Raw genomic sequence first — 19,144 nt, forward strand, 5'->3', positions numbered from 1 at the left:
GTAAAATTCCTCCTCGATTATTGACTATCTATTTGTTGTTGCACAGCATAATGCCAGTGCAAGAGAATAAAGCTTACTTTCAGCAGAATCAGCTCTGGACGTTAACACAATTGGTGCCTTTGCCCCGGCTATTACGGCACCGACTTTTGCATTTGCGAAATATATTAATGATTTATATAATACATTACCTACTTCGATAGTTGGTACTAATAAAATATCTGCATTTCCCGCCACTTCACTATGAATTCCTTTGTGTTCGGCAGCCAGTGTTGATACGGCATTATCTAAAGCTAACGGGCCATCTACTATACAATCAGATATTTGTCCTCGTTTATTCATCACAGTTAATAATGCTGCATCTAATGTAGCCTGCATTGCCGGATTAACTACTTCCACGGCAGCAATAGGGGCCACTTTAGGTATTTCTATTCCAATCGACCTCGCAAGGGAAACAGCATTCTTAATAATTTGTGCTTTCTCTTCTAAATTGGGAGCAATATTCATTGCAGCATCTGTTACAATCGTAAAACGATTGTAACCTGGAACCTCAAATGCAGCTATATGTGATAAAACATTTCCAGTCCTAAGTCCGTGTTCTTTATTCAAGACTGCTTTTAAGAAAATATTGGTTGGAATATTACCTTTCATTAAGACATTTGCTTCTTTGTTAAAAACGGCCTTTACAGCTAATTCTGCAGCAGCAGCATTAGAATTTGCATTGATAACTTTTAGATAATTATTTCTAATGTTTTTCTGTTTTTTTAATTCAATAATTGAATTTATTTTTTCTTCGTCACCAAATAGAATAAAATTGGCAAGATTCCGGTCTAATGCAGCTATGACCGCTTCAATGACTTCTAGATCTTCTGCAGCAGCAACTGCAACAGTGTTTGAACTTACTTGGGCTGCTTTGTTAATTAGTGAATCCAGCAACAAGTTGTCATCAACCCTTTCTCCTCTTACTGCAACTCCCATAATGTAATATGCAATTTCCGTGCCAAACAAATCCCCATGAAAACGCTTTATTATTCATTCTAAAGTGTGAAACATTTTTCATAATACGAAATTTATTGCATGCTATTCTTTTCAATATTGTATTTTTCAAGCTTATAATATAAATTCCTCACAGACAATCCCAGCGTTTTCGCTGTCAATGTCTTATTTCCATTTAAGCGAAGAAGTGTCTGCTTAATAATTTTCGTCTCATATTCATCCATCATATCTGATAAGGAACGGTCTATCACAAAGGAATCGTTACTGTAGCTTAAAGAGGGTTCATTTGTGCTTTTTTTATTTTTTAACTCTGGTAGGTGATGAACATCAATAAGGAGCTCATAATAATTCATAAAAATAATCGCTCTGCCAAGAATATTTTCTAATTCTCGAACATTTCCTGGCCATTCATAATCCATTAACTGGTGTAACGCTGCTGGTGTGATTCCTTCAACGTTTCGTCCATAGTCCTGGCTTATTTTTTGAATTAGCCGCTCATTTAAAAGAGGAATTTCCTCTTTTCGCTTCCTTAATGGAGGGATATGGATTGGCATTCGATTTAAACGATAATATAAGTCTTCCCGAAAGGAGCCTTTAGCAATACCCTTTTCTAAATTGACATTAGTTGCCGCAATAATTCTTACATTAATGGAAATTGGCTTTGTCCCACCGACTCGGATAATTTCTTTTTCTTGAAGTACTCTCAGTAATTTTGCTTGTGTATTCACTGGAAGTTCACCAATTTCATCGAGAAAAATACTCCCATTATTAGCTTCTTCGAAAAAGCCTCTTTTTCCTCCTCTCATGGCACCAGAAAAAGCACCTTCCTCATAGCCGAATAGTTCACTTTCTAACAATGTTTCCGAAATTGCAGCGCAATTGACCCTGATAAATTTGTTATATTTACGGTCGCTTGCATTATGTATAGCATGGGCAAACAATTCTTTCCCGGTTCCTGATTCACCCCTAAGGAGAACGGTTGCAGGTGTTTTCGCTCCTAGTTTAGCTTGTTCAATCGCAAGCATCATTTCATCAGATTGAGCAATTATATCCTCAAAGGTGTATTTCGCTTCAAGCTTGCGGATCAGTTGTCGTGCGCGGTTCAATTCTCTATTCAGTGATTTTATTTCGGACATATCATGAATAACGCCAACACTGCCTTTTAATTTCCCTTTTACGATAATCGGGGCCACATTTACTATTACTTCTCGTTTGTTTGGCCCCACTCTCATCGGAACGCCGCGTACAGCTCTTCTGGTTTGCAACACCTTCATGTGCATACTCTCCCCTTCAGAAATATCCGCTGTAGCTGGTTGACCAATAATCTGATCATGGGTCAGTCCAGTAATACGGGAGTATGCTGGATTAATAAGAATGCCTCTGCCATTTTCATCCACAACAGAAATTGCATCATCACTAGAATGGATAATAGCTTGCAACATGGTTTGAATTTCCTTTAAGTCCGTAAGTTCTTCAGCAAGATTAACAACCTCAGTAATATCTTTAAAAACAGCAAACGCACCTATTAAGGTCCCATTTTCCTCGATAATTGGAATACGGGTCGTAATGATTTTTCTATCATTACTCAGAACCATTTCTTGGTTTGCTTCAATTCTTCTTGTTTCTAAAATTTGAGGCAGCCTTGTTGTTGGAATAACATCAACAACAAATTTCCCAATTGCCTGTACACTCTTTACACCCATGATTTCTTGTGCCCGTTTGTTGAATAAAATGACCTTTCCGTACTTATCAATAACAATCATTCCATCATTTGCAGCATTAAAGATTAGTTCCTGCTGGTAGGATTCATTTTTATGCTTTTCAATTAGCTCCTCTTTTTCTTGCATAATTTTTGCGACCAGAAATGCAACGCTTCCTGGAATCAGAATGGTATTTTGACTTTTAGCTTTTCTAAGTTCTTGGAAAACAGTATCGTTTCCTGTTACTTCAATGATAATATCAATAGAACCTGCTAAAAATGGGCGCCAGTCTTCCCCTGTTTTTATCCCCTCTTCTTGTGCGAATAAAATTCCCGGTGCATCCAAGTTCCGATCAATTACCACACTGACTTTTAATACTTCAGATTCTTTTAAAATTTTTAAGATTGCCGTACCACCTTTACCAGCACCAACAATCATGACATTTTGCATTTTTTCTACCCCTTTAAGAAATTTTTTTCATATCATCTTAAGAAAAATATGCAACTTTTTTCATATCTATTTTATAACCAAACACAATCCTTGACAAATTTTATCTATATAATAATATTTTGATGAGATATAATCTTAATATGACATGATATTACAGTAAAATTTGAAACTGGAAGGATTTATTTATGAAGCGAATAATTGCCCTCATCATAGTATTGATTCCTGGAATTTTGGCTGCTGTTGGTATTAAATTAATGCGTGATATGTTATTCGGGATTTTACAAGCTCCATTCCCTAATTTATTGGTGCAATTTCTAGCTGGGTTTATCTTTTTTGTCGGCGGTCTAGGGTTTGTGGCAGGATTTATCTTTCATCGAGACCGAAAAAGAAGCAAGGTTCAAAAAAGGTTTAAAAATACAAAATAAAAAGAGGCCTCTACGGTCTCTTTTCATATTGTTTTCGTATTTTTAATGCTTTTACTGGATCATCCGTAATAAACGCCGTGCAATTAATCTTAAAAAGGCGATGCATATCTATCTCTTTATTAACAGTATATGGCCGTACGGCAATCCCGTTATTTATTGTATTTATGATAACATCATCAGACATGACTGAGTATTTTGGATGGATCCCCTTAGCTCGGATCGCTTGGGAATAAATCCATGGCATGTAGATGCCTTCAAGAAAAAGAGGGGCTATTTCAATTTCAGGTGCTAGGCTGTAACTATAGACAATGCTATAGTGATTGAAAGAGGAAATAATAATTCGATCGATTAAATTAAATTTTCGAACAAGTTGAATGACTTTTTCTTCCATCCCCTTATAGGGAAATAGCCCGTTCTTTAATTCAATATTACATAATAATCTATTGGATGTAAGCCACTCAAGAACTTCAGTTAATGCAGGTATAGGTTCTTTTTTGCTTTTTAGATTGGCGTTCAATTTCCGAAGATCTTCAAATAAAAAATCTTTTACAAACCCGTTCCCGTTCGTTGTTCGGTCTACTTTTTCATCATGAATGACAACTAATTCGCCGTCTTTTGTTAACTGAACATCCAATTCCAACCCATCTGCACCTGCTTTTTCTGCTTCACGAAAGGCTCCTAATGTATTTTCTGCAAAAGAAGCCGAATAGCCACGGTGCGCAAAAATCTGAGTCATATTTTCACTTCCCAACTTTCTAATTGGAGGAATTTCAAATGAAACCTTTACAGTTATCACCAGAAACAGCAATCAAGCTATCCCAAAAGTTAAATGTGCCTATAGAACAGATTATGCATATGCCCCAACATATTCTCATCCAAAAACTAATGGAATTGGAGAAAGAGGAGAAAAAATAACATAAATAAAAACACCAACTTTAAGTGTTAAAAAAAAGCCTTCATTTCTTTCGATGAAGGCTTACAATTAATTATTATTTCAAGATGCCTTGTGTTCCAGCCTCAATTTATCCGCAACCATGGCAATAAATTCAGAATTCGTCGGTTTTGCCTTAGACATGCTGACAGTGTATCCGAATAGCGAAGAAATGGAATCAATGTTTCCCCGGCTCCAAGCCACTTCAATGGCATGACGGATTGCTCGTTCCACACGGCTCGCTGTTGTGTTATATTTTTTGGCGATATCTGGATACAACACTTTCGTAATTGACCCTAAAAGTTCGATATCGTTATATACCATTGAAATGGCCTCGCGTAAGTACAGATATCCTTTAATATGTGCTGGGACACCAATTTCATGAATGATGCTTGTAATACTAGCATCCAAATTTTTAGGTTTTTGCTCAGTTTGAGAACGATAAGTCGTTGATGTTGATTTTCGTGTAAATGAATTGTTATTTCCGCTAACTTGTCGAATATGGCTTCCTAAATTCTCCATATCAAATGGTTTCAAAATAAAGTAGGAAGCACCAAGTTCAACTGCTTTTTTTGTCACATCTTCCTGACCAAAGGCAGTGAGCATAATAACGTTGGGAAGTACTCCCTTTTTAAGATCACGGAGGCGCTCAAGTACAGCCAAACCATCAAGATGTGGCATAATAATATCCAAAACTAGAACGTCAGGATCCGTTGTCGATAACATTTCTAGACACTCTTGTCCATTATGAGCAATTCCTACAACTTCCATATCATCTTGGGACGAAATAAAGTCCTCTAATAGTCCAACTAGCTCCCTATTGTCATCAACGACACAAACTTTAATTTTCTTCACTTCTAGTTCCTCCTCGGGTTTAAATCATAAGATCTATTTCATCTAACATTTCTAATCAGTTGTATTCTCCTAATTCTATTCTAAATTAGAAATTCGACAATGCAACAAAAATTCCTCTCATTTTTTTAATATTTCTTAAAATAGTGATAAAATCTAATCTTTTCTTTGTTTTTCTCGCCTTTTCGACGTAAACTGCGTTATTTCCAAAATATGGATGTCTTTTGTCGAAAAATGTTTATGTAAAAAGCAAAATAGGGGGATTTTCCTATTTTGCTCCAATGTCCTAACTCGCTTTATTTTTTGGCATTTCATATATGTTAATTCCAGCTTCATTTAACATCCATTCAATGTGTACCCCGTATCCTGAGGTTGGATCATTAACAAAAACATGTGTAACTGCTCCAATTAGTTTTCCATCTTGAATAATTGGGCTGCCGCTCATCCCTTGAACAATACCTCCTGTTTTTTTAAGGAGCTTAGGGTCGGTTACTTTTATTACCATGCCTTTGGTTGCTGGAAACTTTTGCGGGATTGTGCTGACAATTTCGATGTCAAATTCTTCTACTTGGTCATCATTAACGACCGTTAATATCTTTGCGGGTCCTTCTTTTACTTGATGTGATAATGCGATAGGCAGTGGTTTATCCATAACACCATTTTTTAATTCTTTTACCATTTCACCAAAAATACCAAATGGGCTGTTCTTTTGGATATTACCAACGATTTCTCGGTCCGAAGAAAAGCGGGCAAGTTTTTCACCAGGGTCTCCGTTACTTCCCTTTTCAATGGAAGTTACTGTAGACCGGACAATTTGTCCATCTTCAACAACAATTGGCTGTTTTGTATCCATGTCTGATATTACATGACCAAGGGCACCATATTTCTTAGATTGTGGATGAACAAAGGTCATTGTTCCAATTCCTGCAGCGGAATCTCTAATATATAAACCAAGCTTATAAATATTTTCCCCTTTGTCTTTTAATGGGGTTAATTGTGTAGTAAATTTTCCACTTTCCCGACTAATAACCATATCGAGAGGTTTTCCTTCTTGTCCCGCGGTTTGTACAAATGGTGCTACATCTGACATTTTTTCAATTTTATTACCGTTAATTTCAGTAATGATATCCCCAATTTTTATACCTGCAATTTCACCTGGAGACTTTTTTCCAGATATAGTATTGACTAAATGGTGGCCCACAACCAAAACGCCGACTGTGTTTAATTTTACGCCGATTGACTGCCCGCCTGGAATGACTCTAAAATCCTTTAAGACGCGTACGTCAACCTTTTTTATAGGAATCCCTGCAAACTCTAACAGCATTTCATTTTTTCCATTTTCAGTTGCCTTCATTGAAACCGTATGTTTTCTTTGATCAAGTGTAATATTCGAATTGCGAGAAACCAAAGCGGCTGATACCGGGGCAGCCTTTTGAAAATTATAGTCTTGTCCTTCAAAAACTGTAATTGTTTTAGGTATCGCAAGGTATTGCTGTATAGGCTGAAAAAAAATAAGGCTAATTAATGAAACAAGGAGAATTCCACCAATAATCTTTCTAATTATTTCTAACTTCAAATTCTTCACTCTCCTCGCTTCTTTTCATTACATTGAAATGGCTACATCTTTAATTTTGCCTCCTTGACAATCATTTATAACTTGGTTCTACATAAAAAAGCTACCCGAAATGGATAGCATTACAATTTTTATTAAAAATATAGAAATTTTAGCCTTTTTACGGCAAATGTTTCAGTTTAGTGACTTGTCAAAGCACTACCACTTTTTTTGTTTTCTGCAGCTAAATATAATAATTCTTCTGCATGTTTTTTAGTGAGGTCAGTTATTTCTGTTCCAGATATCATCCGGCCAATTTCATTAATTTTTTCATTAATCTCTAACGGGGTAACAGAAGTTTTCGTTCTACCCCCTTTTATGATCTTTGAAATGAACAAGTGAGTATCAGCCATGGCAGCTACCTGAGGCAGATGCGAAATACACAAAACCTGTGATTCGGCAGCCACCTTATAGATTTTCTCCGCAATTGATTGGGCAACCCTGCCGCTTACACCAGTATCAACCTCATCGAAAATTATGGATGTTACTCCTTGATGCTTGGAAAAAATACTTTTTAATGCCAACATAATTCTAGATAATTCCCCTCCAGAAGCAACCTTTGATAAGGGCTTCAATGGTTCTCCGGGGTTAGTTGAGATAAAAAATTCGACATGGTCCACACCGTTTTTTGTAAATTGAATGGTATTTGATTCAAAACGAATTTCAAAAACGGTTTTCGCCATATACAATTCTTTTAATTCTTTATGTATTAACCTTGTCAGTTTATCTGCCCATTTAAGACGAATTTCAGTTAACTGCTTCGCTTCAAGGATTAAGTCTTTTTTTACAGAAGTTAATTCTTTTTCTAATTCGCTTATATGTGTTTCTTTATTTTGCAATGTTTCAATTTCTTCTTCAATATTTGCAGCATACTCTAATATTTCATGAATTGTTTTTCCGTATTTTCGTTTGAGCTGATTAATTTCATTCAACCGGTCTTCGATTTCATGTAACCGTTGCGGGTCGAACTCTAATATATCTAATTCATTTCTTAGTGCACGCGCCGCATCTTCTAATTGGTAGTAGCTATTCGAGACAGATTCGTAGATGTCTTTATACGCCGTATCAAGTGCCGCAGCGTCTTCTAGGTGCCCCATAACCATACTAATCCAATCCAGCCCTTTTTGTTCTCCCTGCAAGGCTGTATGGCTGGACTGAATGGCTCCAAATACTCTTTCGAAATTAGTTAGTTTTCTTTTTTCCTCAAAAAGATCTTCATCTTCATTAAGCTTTAAATTTGCCTTTTGAATTTCATCCAATTGAAACTGTATTAAATCTAGCCGATGGGCAGTTTGTTGATCATTTTCACTTAATGCTTTTAACTTTTGGAAGGTTTGCTCATAACGACGAAATACTTGCTGGTATTCACCCTGTGAAGGTAGTATATCATCTGCTCCAAATTGATCTAGCAGTGTTAGGTGTCTTGAGTCATCCATTAACTCTTGATGCTCATGCTGACCATGGATATCAACGAGTGTTCCTCCGATTTCCCTGAGAATGGAGATTGTCACAAGCTTTCCATTCACTCGGCAAACACTTTTACCGGTTTGGGCAATATCTCGTCGTAAGATTACCGTTCCTTCGTCAATGTCAATCCCGAATTCTAAAGCTTTAGCAATTACCGGATGGTTGTTATCATCAATCTGAAAAAGCCCTTCGATTTCCGCCTTTTCCTCACCATGACGAACAAATTCAGCAGACCCTCTGCCACCAACTAATAAATGAATAGCATCAATGATGATTGATTTACCTGCACCCGTTTCACCTGTTAAAACCGTTAATCCCTTTGTAAATGTTACAGATAAGGCTTCGATAATAGCGAAATTTTTAATTGATAATTCTGCTAACAAGGAACATTCCCCCAATTAAAGCATATCTAGGAACCGGTTTGTGATAACTTCAGTATCTTCCGGAGTTCGACAAATGATTAACATTGTGTCATCCCCACAGATGGTCCCTAATATTTCATCCCAATCGAGATTATCGATTAGTGCGCCAATTGCCATTGCATTACCTGGCAGGCACTTCATGACAAGCAAATGACCTGCCGCATCAATCCGTACAAACGCATCGATTAATGATCTTTTCAACTTTTGTAATGGATTAAATCTTTGGTCAGCAGGTAAGCTGTACTTATATCGTCCATCGCTTAATGGAACCTTAACAAGATGTAATTCTTTAATATCCCTAGAAACGGTTGCTTGTGTTACATTATAGCCAGCACTTTTTAGTTCATCCACTAACTCGTCCTGTGTTTCGATATCATTAGTAGCAATGATTTCTCTTATTTTTATATGGCGTTGGCCTTTGTTCATTGTTTCACCCCATAATAGTTAAAACATCTAAGTAATATGTACTAACACGCTCTTATAAACATGTTAGCCGATTTTTACAAGCTTGTACATTTTTTCTTGTGAAAAGGGGGGAATTTTCATTCCAAAAGAAGAAAAGGATAAGCATCAGCCTACCCTTCTGAATTTTGTTTTGTTTTAAGTTCCACGTGTGATTCCTTTACAATTTCAATAGGGGTGACAAGTAATTGATTAACTCCAATTTCCCGTTCCCCTTCCCATTTTAGATGGAGCAGGTACTCAATGTTTCCATCCCCGCCAGTGATGGGTGAAAAGGATAAGTTTTTTATTGTGTATCCTTGCTGAAAGGCAAAATTAATGATTTTATCAATTACTTGTAAATGTACTTTTTCATCACGAATGATCCCTTTTTTACCAACCTGTTCACGTCCAGCCTCAAATTGCGGTTTTACTAGTGCTATGACGTCACTTTCAGGGACTAAGAGTGTTTTTAAGACAGGTAATATCAACGTTAAGGAGATAAACGATACATCGATTGTGGCGAAATTTGGCATTTCTCCAATTAAATCGACAGGTGTAACATAGCGGAAATTTGTCCTCTCCATTACTACGACACGTTCATCCTGTCTAAGTTTCCAAGCAAGCTGATTATAGCCTACATCCAAAGCATAGGACATTTTTGCACCGTTCTGTAATGCACAATCGGTAAAGCCGCCAGTAGAAGATCCAATGTCGAGCAATACTTTGTTCGTAACACTCACATCAAATACCTTCAAAGCCTTTTCAAGCTTTAATCCACCACGGCTTACATATGGAAGGATCTTCCCTTTGATACTAAGTGGAATATCCGTTTTCACCTTTTCTCCTGGTTTATCCAAACGCTCTTCGTTTGAATAAACTAGCCCTGCCATAATCGTTCGTTTTGCCTTTTCTCTGGTTTCAATTAAACCTCTTTCTACAAGTAAAACGTCTAACCGTTCTTTATTTTTCATATCTTAAGCCCTTTGTTGTTTTTTTCTAGCTAGTATAGAAACCCGTTTGATTACTTCTTCCGTTGTTAAACCAATTTCTTTAAGAAGTGAGTCAACATCTCCATGTTCAATAAATTGGTCCGGGATTCCGATTCTGTCGATGTGCGCGTGATAAAATCCTTGGGTTTGTGCGTACTCCAGAACTGCACTACCAAACCCCCCTTGTAAAACTGCTTCCTCAATGGTAAGAATCGGCATATTTTTCACAAGTAGATGAGTCAGCATTTTTCCATCCAAAGGCTTGATAAACCGGGCATTGACAACTTTGACGGAGATCCCCTTCTTTTCAAGCACCTCAGCTGCTTCTAAGGCCATTTGAATGGTGGTTCCAAAGGTTAGGATAGCCGCATCATCGCCCTCTTTTAGAACCTCCCACGTCCCAATTGGAATGGCTTGAAAATCCTTATCCAATGGGACACCAAGTCCATTCCCACGCGGGAATCTCATAGCAATGGGACCGTCATCATAATTTAGTGCGGTGTAAACCATATGCTGACCCTCATTTTCATCCTTTGGCATCATTAACACCATATTAGGGATATGCCTTAAAAAAGCAATATCAAAAACTCCTTGATGGGTTTCCCCATCGGCACCCACCAATCCAGCCCGGTCGATTCCAATAAAGACATTTAAGTTTTGACGGCAAATATCATGAACCACCTGATCATAAGCCCGCTGTAAAAAGGTTGAGTAAATCGCCAGAAAAGGTTTCATATTTTGTGTAGCTAATCCCGCAGCGACTGTCGCAGCATGTTGCTCTGCAATCCCTACATCATACATTCGTTCAGGGAACTCACCTGCAAAGCCTTCGAGTTTAGAACCAACAGGCATAGCTGGTGTAATCGCCACAATCCTTTCATCCGTCCTGGCAAGCTTTCGAACCGTTTCACTGACAAGGCTGCTCCATGCAGGGGGCGGTGTTTTTACCGGCTTTACGAATGCACCAGTGTCCATTTTATATGGTCCAGTTCCATGCCATGTACCTGTTTTATCACTTTCTGCCGGCTGATAGCCTTTTCCCTTTTTAGTGATGACATGGAGAAGAATCGGACCTTCTGTCTTTTTAGCATAGCTGAAGTTCTCAAATAATGCTTCAAAATTATGACCATCAATTGGGCCGAGATAAGTAAATCCTAGTTCTTCAAAAAACATACCGGAAACAAATAAATATTTAAGGCTGTCTTTCACTCTTTCAGCGGTTGCAGCTAATTTCCCGCCCACTGCAGGTACTTTTTTCAACAGTACTTCAAGCTCATCTTTCACCCATTGATATTTTCCAGCCGTCCGCAATTGACCAAGAATATTATGAAGTGCACCAACATTAGGAGCGATTGACATTTCATTGTCATTTAAAATGACAATCATATCTTTTTTCTCATGACCAATATGATTTAAGGCTTCTAACGCCATTCCACCTGTTAGAGCCCCGTCACCTATAACTGGAATAACAAATGATTTTTCCTTTTTTAAATCTCTAGCAATTGCCATTCCCATAGCAGCAGAAAGAGATGTAGAACTGTGACCTGTTTCCCAAACATCATGCTCGCTTTCAATCCGTTTAGGAAAGCCGCATAATCCTTTATATTGCCGTAATGTATCAAACTCACTTGCTCTGCCCGTTAAAATTTTATGAACATAAGATTGATGTCCCACATCCCAGATCATCTTATCTTTGGGACTGTTAAAACATTTATGTAAGGCTATGGTTAATTCGACTACTCCTAAATTCGGTCCAATATGGCCTCCAGTTACAGACAGCTTTTCAATCAAAAATGTGCGAATTTCTTGACTTAAAGCCTCTAATTCGATATTCGACATGCCTTTTAAAAAGGCTGGGTCTTTTATTGATAACAGATCCATGTTTGGACCACTCACTTTCATACTTTTATGCATTCTACTTTTTGTCATTGTGTTATATTACACATTTAAATAATTAAGTTTTGATTAAAAAATAGCCGCTAACACGAGAGTGATAACGGCATTGACAACGTTTTCTACAATGAAAACAATTATAACACACTTATTTCAATGCCTCAAATACCGTTTTCTAATGGTCTCTTGAAGCAACTAATTCCGTTATTTCCATCAGAAGGGTCGTATCCAAGCCTGTCATACCGAGATATTGCTTCGATAGATTTATTTGTTGATTCAAGGCTGCAATTGCCCCTTCTAATGATAACAACTGCGGATATGTACTTTTATGATTGGAAGTATCACTACCAACTGGTTTCCCGATTAATTGCTGATTCCCCACCAAATCAAGAATATCATCTTGGATTTGAAAAGCGAGACCTAGATGATGGGCGAAAGAGGAAAGATTTTTTAATTGTTCCTGATTTGCACCCGCCATTATCGCTCCTGCCAGAACACTAAATCCGAGCAGCTTACCGGTTTTATGGATGTGTATATACTCAAGTTCTTCGAGAGTTAAGGATTTCCCTTCTCCTTCCATATCGGCAACTTGGCCGCCAACCATTCCTTCCGTTCCAGATGCCTTTGCCAACTCAATCACTAATTTTAGTTTTGTATCTGCTGAAGCGAATTCAGATGGAATATTCCCAATTACCTCAAAGCTATATGTTAATAAAGCATCTCCTGCTAAAATCGCAATAGCATCACCAAAAACTTTATGATTTGTGGGTTTTCCTCTTCTAAGGTCATCATTATCCATGCTCGGCAAATCGTCGTGAATTAGGGAATATGTATGAACCATCTCAATGGCCGAAGCAGCAAGAAGCCCATTTTTTGGGTCTACCCCAAATGCTTCTAGAGTAGCGAATAATAAAAGGGGGCGAATTCGTTTACCTCCTGCTTCAAGTGAATAGATCATTGATTCCTTAATAATAGGAGGGGCGTCAAGCTTATTAACCAGAGTCCGAAGCTCCGAATCAAGCTGAAGTTTATATTCTCGTGCAAATACATCTAGTAAACCGGTTCCCAAGTCTTATTCCTCCTCATCAATCGTAAAACTCTCCGTCCGACCGTCCTCCGTAATAATTTGTGTTAATTGTTCTTCGACACTTTTTAATTTATCATGGCAAAGTTTGGACAGCTCCATACCTTCTTTATAGAAGATGATTGCTTCTTCTAACGGTACATCTCCTTCTTCAAGCTTATCCACAATTCGTTCCAAGTTAGTCATTGCCTCTTCAAAGGAAATTTTCTTTTCATTCGTCACGTTTTTCGCTCTCCTTCCTATTCTCAACTCTACAGAAAAGACTGCCATCCGTTAATTGAATCTGAACTCGCTCATTCATTTTAACTTGGTTAATGCTTTTAATTAGTCTGTTTTCTTCTGAATAAGCTAAACTATATCCACGTTCCATGATTTTCAAGGGGCTCAACGCACCTAAGGTCGAAAGGATCCTTTCAAATTCTGTTTGCTTTTTTGAAAGTACTTGCTGCATGGCACGTTTCATCTCTTTATTGGTTAGTTCTAAACGTTTTTGTGCTTCTTGTAATGCCTCGCTTGGATGATTCCTCTGCAAGCGTTTATAAAGAATTTCGTGCTGCCCTTTTTTTATTAAGGACAACCTGGATGTCCCGCGGACCAGCATTTCCGTTAGTTTATCAACCTGCTCAAGCTTTTGTTCATATAATCGATGGGGATAGCGAAAGGCATAGGATTTCTGAACACGAGCTAATCGTTCTTTTTCAAACAGGAATTTTCCCTTCATCGTCCGAAGAAGGCGAGTTTGCCGCTGTAAAACCCTGTCCAATAACTCATCTATATGTGGGACAGCAAGTTCTGCAGCACCAGTTGGGGTCGGAGCGCGTAAATCCGCTACAAAATCAGCAATGGTAAAGTCAGTTTCATGTCCGACGGCTGATATGATCGGGATGTCTGAAGAAAATATCGCCCGGGCAACGAGTTCCTCATTAAAAGCCCACAACTCCTCTATTGACCCCCCGCCGCGTCCAACGATTAGGACATCAATTTCATTCATGCTATTTGCTTTAGCGATTGCCTTAGCAATAGAGGGAGCCGCTTGATCCCCCTGTACAAGGGCAGGAAAAACAAGAATATTAGCAATGGGATACCGTCTTTTAATTGTCGTAATAACATCCCTAATCGCCGCTCCAGTGGGTGAAGTAATCACCCCAACGGTTCTAGGATATAAAGGAATCGCCTTTTTATTTTCTATTGCAAATAATCCTTCTAATTCTAGTCTTTGTTTAAGCTGTTCATAGGCTAAAAACAATTCTCCTATACCATCTGGCCGCATTTCTTTTATATATATTTGATATTGACCACTTGGTTCATAAACGGAAATTTCGCCTCTGACAATTACTTTCATGCCATTTTCTGGTGTGAATTTCATTGATCTTGACTGACTCGAAAACATAACCGCAAGAATGCGGGCTTTTTCATCCTTTAAGGTAAAATACATATGACCGCTCGAATGCTGCTTGAAATTTGAAATTTCACCTCTAACATGAACATCCCGTAAATGTGGATCCGCATCAAATTTTCTTTTTATGTATTTTGTTAAAGCATTCACAGATAAATATCTTTGTTCCTGCATAGGTAACTCCTTTTTATTCGACCAATAGTCAAATGAAAACTCTTTGATTAGCGAAAAACTGTCCTTATCTTATATATATTTATAAAAGATAAGGACAATTTCCTACTTAATTGCGGTCTAGGCTTTCTGCAGCTGATTTTAAGGTATTATACATAAGCATGGTAATGGTCATCGGTCCTACTCCCTTTGGAACAGGCGTGATATATCCAGCTTTTTCGCTTACCTCAGCAAAAGCTACATCACCGCAAAGCTTTCCGGCTTCATTACGGTTAATTCCAACATCAATGACGACAGCACCGTCTTTTACATGCTCCGCTGTAATAAAATTCGGAATTCCAACAGCAGCAATAAGGATATCCGCTTGGTTTGTATGGAACTTTAGGTCATTAGTTTTAGAATGACAATAGGTTACAGTTGCATGTTGATTTAAAAATAATTGACCGACCGGCTTTCCGACAATATTACTTCTCCCAACCACGACAACATGCTTCCCTGCTATTGAGATACCTGTTTCTTCAAGTAACACCATAATTCCGTACGGCGTACATGGTAAGAAGGCATTCTGCCCTGTCATCATCCTGCCGATATTAATCGGATGAAACCCATCGACATCCTTATTAGGAGAGATCGATTCAATTACTTTTTTTTCGTCAATGTGTTTGGGGATTGGCAGCTGAACCAAAATGCCATGAATATGATCGTCCTGATTTAATTCTTCAATTTTTGAGAGTAATTCCTCTTCGGAAACTTCCTCTGGCATTTCAATTAAAACTGAGTTCATCCCAAGTTCTTGGCAGGCTTTTTCTTTATTTGTTACATATGTCCGAGAAGCATGGTTATTTCCGACAAGAATAACTGCTAATCCAGGAGTTACCCCAAGGTTTTTTATTCTGCTAACCTCTTCTGCGATTTCCATTCTTTTTTTTGCTGCAATTTCTTTTCCATCAATAATAGTAGCTGTCATTTTCTCTTCTCCTTTTTTTCTTAAGTGCGTCCAATCAATTAATCGTTAAGAAGTTTTTGTTTCACCTTTGATAGAACACCATTAATAAACTTACTTGATTGGTCATCTCCGTATATTTTTGCTATTTCGATGGCTTCATCTAAAATAACATTTTCCGGAACTTCATTTCGGAAAAACTTCATTTCATATGTAGCTATTCTTAATAAATTCCGATCGACCGTTGCCAATCGTTCTATGGACCATTTTTCTAGATTTTCACTGATTAAATTGTCAATTAAGGTTTTTTGTTCGACTACCCCTAGAACAAGTTTAGATAGGTACTCGTCACCCGCCTCTCCTTCCAATACATGCTCAATCGCTGCTGATGGCTCAGTGTTGCTTATATCGATTTGAAAAAGTGCCTGTAATGCCTTTTCCCTTGCTGTTCTTCTTTTCATTATACAATTAACTCCTTTAGAGATATTAATTAATTTTTGTCTATTTTTCATACATAAATAGTAAATAAGTATTCGAATAGGTTGCACATAAACGATAATAGCATAACTAAAAATGATTCGCACTCTAAGGTTGTTATTTTTCCAATATGTAAGCACTTTTATTTAGGACTTAATTGCAAATAAAGAAAAACCAAAGGAATTTTCTCCTTTGGTTTCCAAGTTTTAGATCTCTGTGTCAATGCTCTCTGGTTCATTCTTATGGTTTTCAAATTGTATCCCAACCACATGAATATTTACTTCTTCAGCATCTAAGGCAGTCATATTCAACAATGCTTGACGAATATTATCCTGCACTTTTCCTGCAACGGAAGGAATGGATACTCCAAACTTCATCATACAATAGACATCTACTTTTATTCCTGACTCTGTTAATTCGACTTTTACGCCCTTACCATGGTTTTTCTTCCCTAAACGCTCAACCACACCTGTTGCAAAATTACCACGCATCGAGGCTACACCTTCCACCTCAGAAGCAGCAATGCCTGCAATAACCTCAATCACTTCAGGAGCAATTTCAATTTTCCCATGTCCGTTATTGCCTTGTTCCATTTCCAAGACACTAAACTCGCTCATTAATAACACCTCCAGATATTAAATAGACTTCATCACATCATGCAATTCCAAGAATTTGGTATTAAATCCGCCTTCGACGAACTTTTCATGATCTAGCAGTTTTAAATGGAACGGAATCGTTGTATGGATTCCTTCAACAACGAATTCACTCAATGCACGTTTCATTCTTGAAATGGCCTCTTCCCTGCTGTTCCCATATGCGATAACCTTCGCAATCATAGAATCATAATAAGGCGGAATCGTATACCCTGGATAAGCTGCTGAATCAATACGTATACCAAACCCGCCAGGTGGAAGGTACATGTTGATTTTCCCTGCAGATGGAAGAAAATTCTTTTCTGGGTTTTCGGCATTAATCCGACATTCGATTGCCCATCCTGTAAATGTGACATCCTGTTGTTTTAACTTTAACTTTTCTCCAGAAGCCACCCGGATTTGTTCTTTAATTAAATCGATTCCAGTGACCATTTCTGTAACAGGATGCTCCACCTGAATTCTGGTGTTCATTTCCATAAAATAAAACTTTCGATTGCGGTAGTCATATATAAATTCTACCGTTCCCGCACCTGAATAATCAACTGCTTTTGCAGCTTTTACGGCTGCATTACCCATTTCTGCTCGGATTTCCCCATCTAATGCTGGTGATGGAGATTCTTCAAGAAGCTTTTGCAGCCTGCGCTGGATTGTACAATCTCTTTCTCCTAAATGAATTGTGTTACCAAAGGAGTCAGCAAGGACCTGAATTTCAACATGACGGAAATCCTCAATATATTTTTCAATGTAAACACCAGGATTTCCAAAGGCTGTCATGGCTTCCTGCTGTGTAATATTAATGCCTTTAATTAATTCCTGCTCGTTCTTGGCAACACGAATCCCTTTGCCACCTCCACCAGCAGTTGCTTTTATGATAACTGGATATTGGATTTTTTTTACAAGTTCAAGTGCCTCATCGATATCATTTATAATCCCAGTTGAACCTGGGACAATTGGGACCCCGGCTTCACGCATAGTCTCCCTTGCGATATCCTTAGTACCCATTCTTGTAATGGCCTCTGGGCTTGGACCCACAAATGTTATATTGCATTCGCGGCAAAGCTCTGCGAAATCTGCGTTTTCGGCTAAAAAGCCATACCCTGGGTGAATGGCATCACATGCTGTAAGCTTAGCCACACTAATTAGATTTGTTACATTTAAATAACTGTCTTTTGATGATGTAGGCCCAATGCAATAGGCTTCATCTGCGAGCTGTACATGTAATGCTTCACGATCCGCTTCCGAGTAAACGGCAACAGATTCAATTCCCATTTCCCTGCACGCTCGAATAATTCTAACTGCAATTTCTCCTCTGTTTGCAATTAACAGTTTTTTTATCATCCTGTTATCGCTCCTTATTCAGGTTTTACTAAAAATAAAGGCTGTCCGTATTCTACTAATTGTCCATTTTTAGCAAGTATTTCAACAATTTCGCCGTTAATTTCAGCTTCAATTTCATTAAATAATTTCATAGCTTCCACAATACATACAATCGAATCTGTTGTTACATTAGAACCCAGTTTAACATATGCGTCAGTGTCTGGAGTCGGTGACGCATAAAAAGTCCCTACCATTGGAGAAACAATTTTGTGAAGATTGGATGTATCAGCTTGCTTTACAGTCTCCTCATTTTGAACTTCCTGGTTTACTTCCTGAACAGGAACGGAAGGTGTTGCTGTAGATAAGACTGGTTGTGCTGGTGATACAAATTGAGTTTCTTGTGGAGCCGGACTTACTTGTGAAACATATGTAACTGCACCATTTTTTTTCATTTTAATTTTTGAACCATCGTTTTCATATACAAATTCATCAATACTTGATTGGTCCACTAATTTAATCAATTCGCGAATTTCTTGTACTTTTAACATTGAGTTACACTCCTCGTACTACAAAATTATGACTAACTACTATAACTATACGATAATACCTAGTGAAAGTTCAATGATGGAAATTGTCACCATTAAAATTCACCCTCACATACTTCCTCTCTTATCATAATATTTTTATTAACAAAAGGGAACTTTTACAGTTGGCTGTCATTCAACATATTATTTTAACCTATTTCATGGTTATCAAACTAAAAAGGAAAGTCGTTGACTTTCCTTCAGGCTGTCGAGAAACTTTCGACAGCCTCTTATTTTCTACAGTAACTTTAACCATTCACCGCGTTAATTTATTATAATATTATTAATATATAGGCTTTGCAACATGTCTGTTGATTTGCGCTCCAGGCACTTCGCTTTCC

19 protein-coding genes are annotated in these 19,144 nt (G+C 37.8%); 2 read left to right on the top strand and 17 right to left on the bottom strand.

Going from position 1 to position 19,144, the window contains the following annotated elements; all coding sequences use genetic code 11:
• Positions 1 to 24: 24 nt before the first annotated feature.
• Together yqiS and J7E66_RS25635 are read right to left on the bottom strand one after the other, a co-directional pair.
• Positions 25 to 936 (bottom strand): phosphate butyryltransferase, encoded by a 912-nt coding sequence (yqiS, locus tag J7E66_RS25630; RefSeq protein WP_215005243.1) that lies wholly within the window; start codon positions 934 to 936, stop codon positions 25 to 27.
• 131 nt (positions 937 to 1,067) lie between these two features.
• Entirely contained in the window at positions 1,068 to 3,143 is a 2,076-nt protein-coding gene (locus J7E66_RS25635; RefSeq protein ID WP_215005188.1) for a sigma-54 interaction domain-containing protein, read from the bottom strand.
• 185 nt (positions 3,144 to 3,328) lie between these two features.
• Between J7E66_RS25635 and J7E66_RS25640 the strand changes: the two genes are divergently transcribed.
• A complete protein-coding gene (locus J7E66_RS25640) occupies positions 3,329 to 3,568 on the top strand; it encodes a DUF2627 domain-containing protein (protein WP_215005190.1) in 240 nt (79 codons plus the stop codon).
• Positions 3,569 to 3,578: 10 nt separating this feature from the next.
• Here J7E66_RS25640 and J7E66_RS25645 read toward each other — a convergent pair whose 3' ends face one another.
• Complete coding sequence (locus tag J7E66_RS25645; RefSeq protein ID WP_215005194.1) at positions 3,579 to 4,304, bottom strand: glycerophosphodiester phosphodiesterase; 726 nt, start codon at positions 4,302 to 4,304, stop codon at positions 3,579 to 3,581.
• A gap of 38 nt (positions 4,305 to 4,342) precedes the next feature.
• Here J7E66_RS25645 and J7E66_RS25650 point away from each other — a divergent pair, with 38 nt between their 5' ends.
• Entirely contained in the window at positions 4,343 to 4,483 is a 141-nt protein-coding gene (locus tag J7E66_RS25650; protein ID WP_215005197.1) for a YycC family protein, read from the top strand.
• Between the two features lie 79 nt (positions 4,484 to 4,562).
• Here J7E66_RS25650 and spo0A read toward each other — a convergent pair whose 3' ends face one another.
• From spo0A to accB, 14 genes are all read right to left on the bottom strand, one after another.
• Positions 4,563 to 5,354 carry a sporulation transcription factor Spo0A gene (gene spo0A / locus J7E66_RS25655; RefSeq protein WP_214713105.1) on the bottom strand — a complete coding sequence of 264 codons (792 nt, stop codon included), beginning with the start codon at positions 5,352 to 5,354 and terminating at the stop codon, positions 4,563 to 4,565.
• Positions 5,355 to 5,637: 283 nt separating this feature from the next.
• Positions 5,638 to 6,927, bottom strand: a complete 1,290-nt coding sequence (gene spoIVB, locus J7E66_RS25660; RefSeq protein WP_215005200.1) for a SpoIVB peptidase — start codon at positions 6,925 to 6,927, stop codon at positions 5,638 to 5,640.
• 176 nt (positions 6,928 to 7,103) lie between these two features.
• Positions 7,104 to 8,813, bottom strand: a complete 1,710-nt coding sequence (gene recN, locus J7E66_RS25665; RefSeq protein ID WP_215005203.1) for a DNA repair protein RecN — start codon at positions 8,811 to 8,813, stop codon at positions 7,104 to 7,106.
• 15 nt (positions 8,814 to 8,828) lie between these two features.
• Complete coding sequence (ahrC, locus tag J7E66_RS25670) at positions 8,829 to 9,278, bottom strand: transcriptional regulator AhrC/ArgR (protein ID WP_088088912.1); 450 nt, start codon at positions 9,276 to 9,278, stop codon at positions 8,829 to 8,831.
• 149 nt (positions 9,279 to 9,427) lie between these two features.
• On the bottom strand, positions 9,428 to 10,267 hold the full coding sequence (locus J7E66_RS25675) for a TlyA family RNA methyltransferase (RefSeq protein ID WP_215005206.1): 840 nt from the start codon (positions 10,265 to 10,267) through the stop codon (positions 9,428 to 9,430).
• Between the two features lie 3 nt (positions 10,268 to 10,270).
• On the bottom strand, positions 10,271 to 12,166 hold the full coding sequence (gene dxs / locus J7E66_RS25680; RefSeq protein WP_215005209.1) for a 1-deoxy-D-xylulose-5-phosphate synthase: 1,896 nt from the start codon (positions 12,164 to 12,166) through the stop codon (positions 10,271 to 10,273).
• Positions 12,167 to 12,353: 187 nt separating this feature from the next.
• Entirely contained in the window at positions 12,354 to 13,247 is an 894-nt protein-coding gene (locus tag J7E66_RS25685; RefSeq protein WP_215005212.1) for a polyprenyl synthetase family protein, read from the bottom strand.
• A 3-nt stretch (positions 13,248 to 13,250) separates the two neighbouring features.
• The gene (locus J7E66_RS25690; protein WP_308162586.1) at positions 13,251 to 13,484 is read right to left on the bottom strand and encodes an exodeoxyribonuclease VII small subunit; all 234 of its coding nucleotides are present in this window, start codon (positions 13,482 to 13,484) and stop codon (positions 13,251 to 13,253) included.
• Positions 13,474 to 14,832, bottom strand: coding sequence for an exodeoxyribonuclease VII large subunit (xseA, locus tag J7E66_RS25695; RefSeq protein ID WP_215005218.1), 1,359 nt, complete (start codon positions 14,830 to 14,832; stop codon positions 13,474 to 13,476). Before xseA ends, J7E66_RS25690 begins: the two co-directional genes overlap by 11 nt.
• Positions 14,833 to 14,938: 106 nt before the next feature.
• Positions 14,939 to 15,796, bottom strand: a complete 858-nt coding sequence (gene folD, locus J7E66_RS25700) for a bifunctional methylenetetrahydrofolate dehydrogenase/methenyltetrahydrofolate cyclohydrolase FolD (protein ID WP_215005221.1) — start codon at positions 15,794 to 15,796, stop codon at positions 14,939 to 14,941.
• A 38-nt stretch (positions 15,797 to 15,834) separates the two neighbouring features.
• The gene (gene nusB, locus J7E66_RS25705; protein ID WP_088088919.1) at positions 15,835 to 16,233 is read right to left on the bottom strand and encodes a transcription antitermination factor NusB; all 399 of its coding nucleotides are present in this window, start codon (positions 16,231 to 16,233) and stop codon (positions 15,835 to 15,837) included.
• 222 nt (positions 16,234 to 16,455) lie between these two features.
• Positions 16,456 to 16,866, bottom strand: a complete 411-nt coding sequence (locus J7E66_RS25710; RefSeq protein ID WP_088088920.1) for an Asp23/Gls24 family envelope stress response protein — start codon at positions 16,864 to 16,866, stop codon at positions 16,456 to 16,458.
• Positions 16,867 to 16,884: 18 nt separating this feature from the next.
• A complete protein-coding gene (accC, locus tag J7E66_RS25715; RefSeq protein WP_215005224.1) occupies positions 16,885 to 18,240 on the bottom strand; it encodes an acetyl-CoA carboxylase biotin carboxylase subunit in 1,356 nt (451 codons plus the stop codon).
• A 14-nt stretch (positions 18,241 to 18,254) separates the two neighbouring features.
• The gene (gene accB / locus J7E66_RS25720) at positions 18,255 to 18,767 is read right to left on the bottom strand and encodes an acetyl-CoA carboxylase biotin carboxyl carrier protein (RefSeq protein ID WP_215005228.1); all 513 of its coding nucleotides are present in this window, start codon (positions 18,765 to 18,767) and stop codon (positions 18,255 to 18,257) included.
• Positions 18,768 to 19,144: the final 377 nt, after the last annotated feature.

The sequence above is a fragment of the Bacillus sp. ISL-7 genome, from assembly GCF_018613065.1.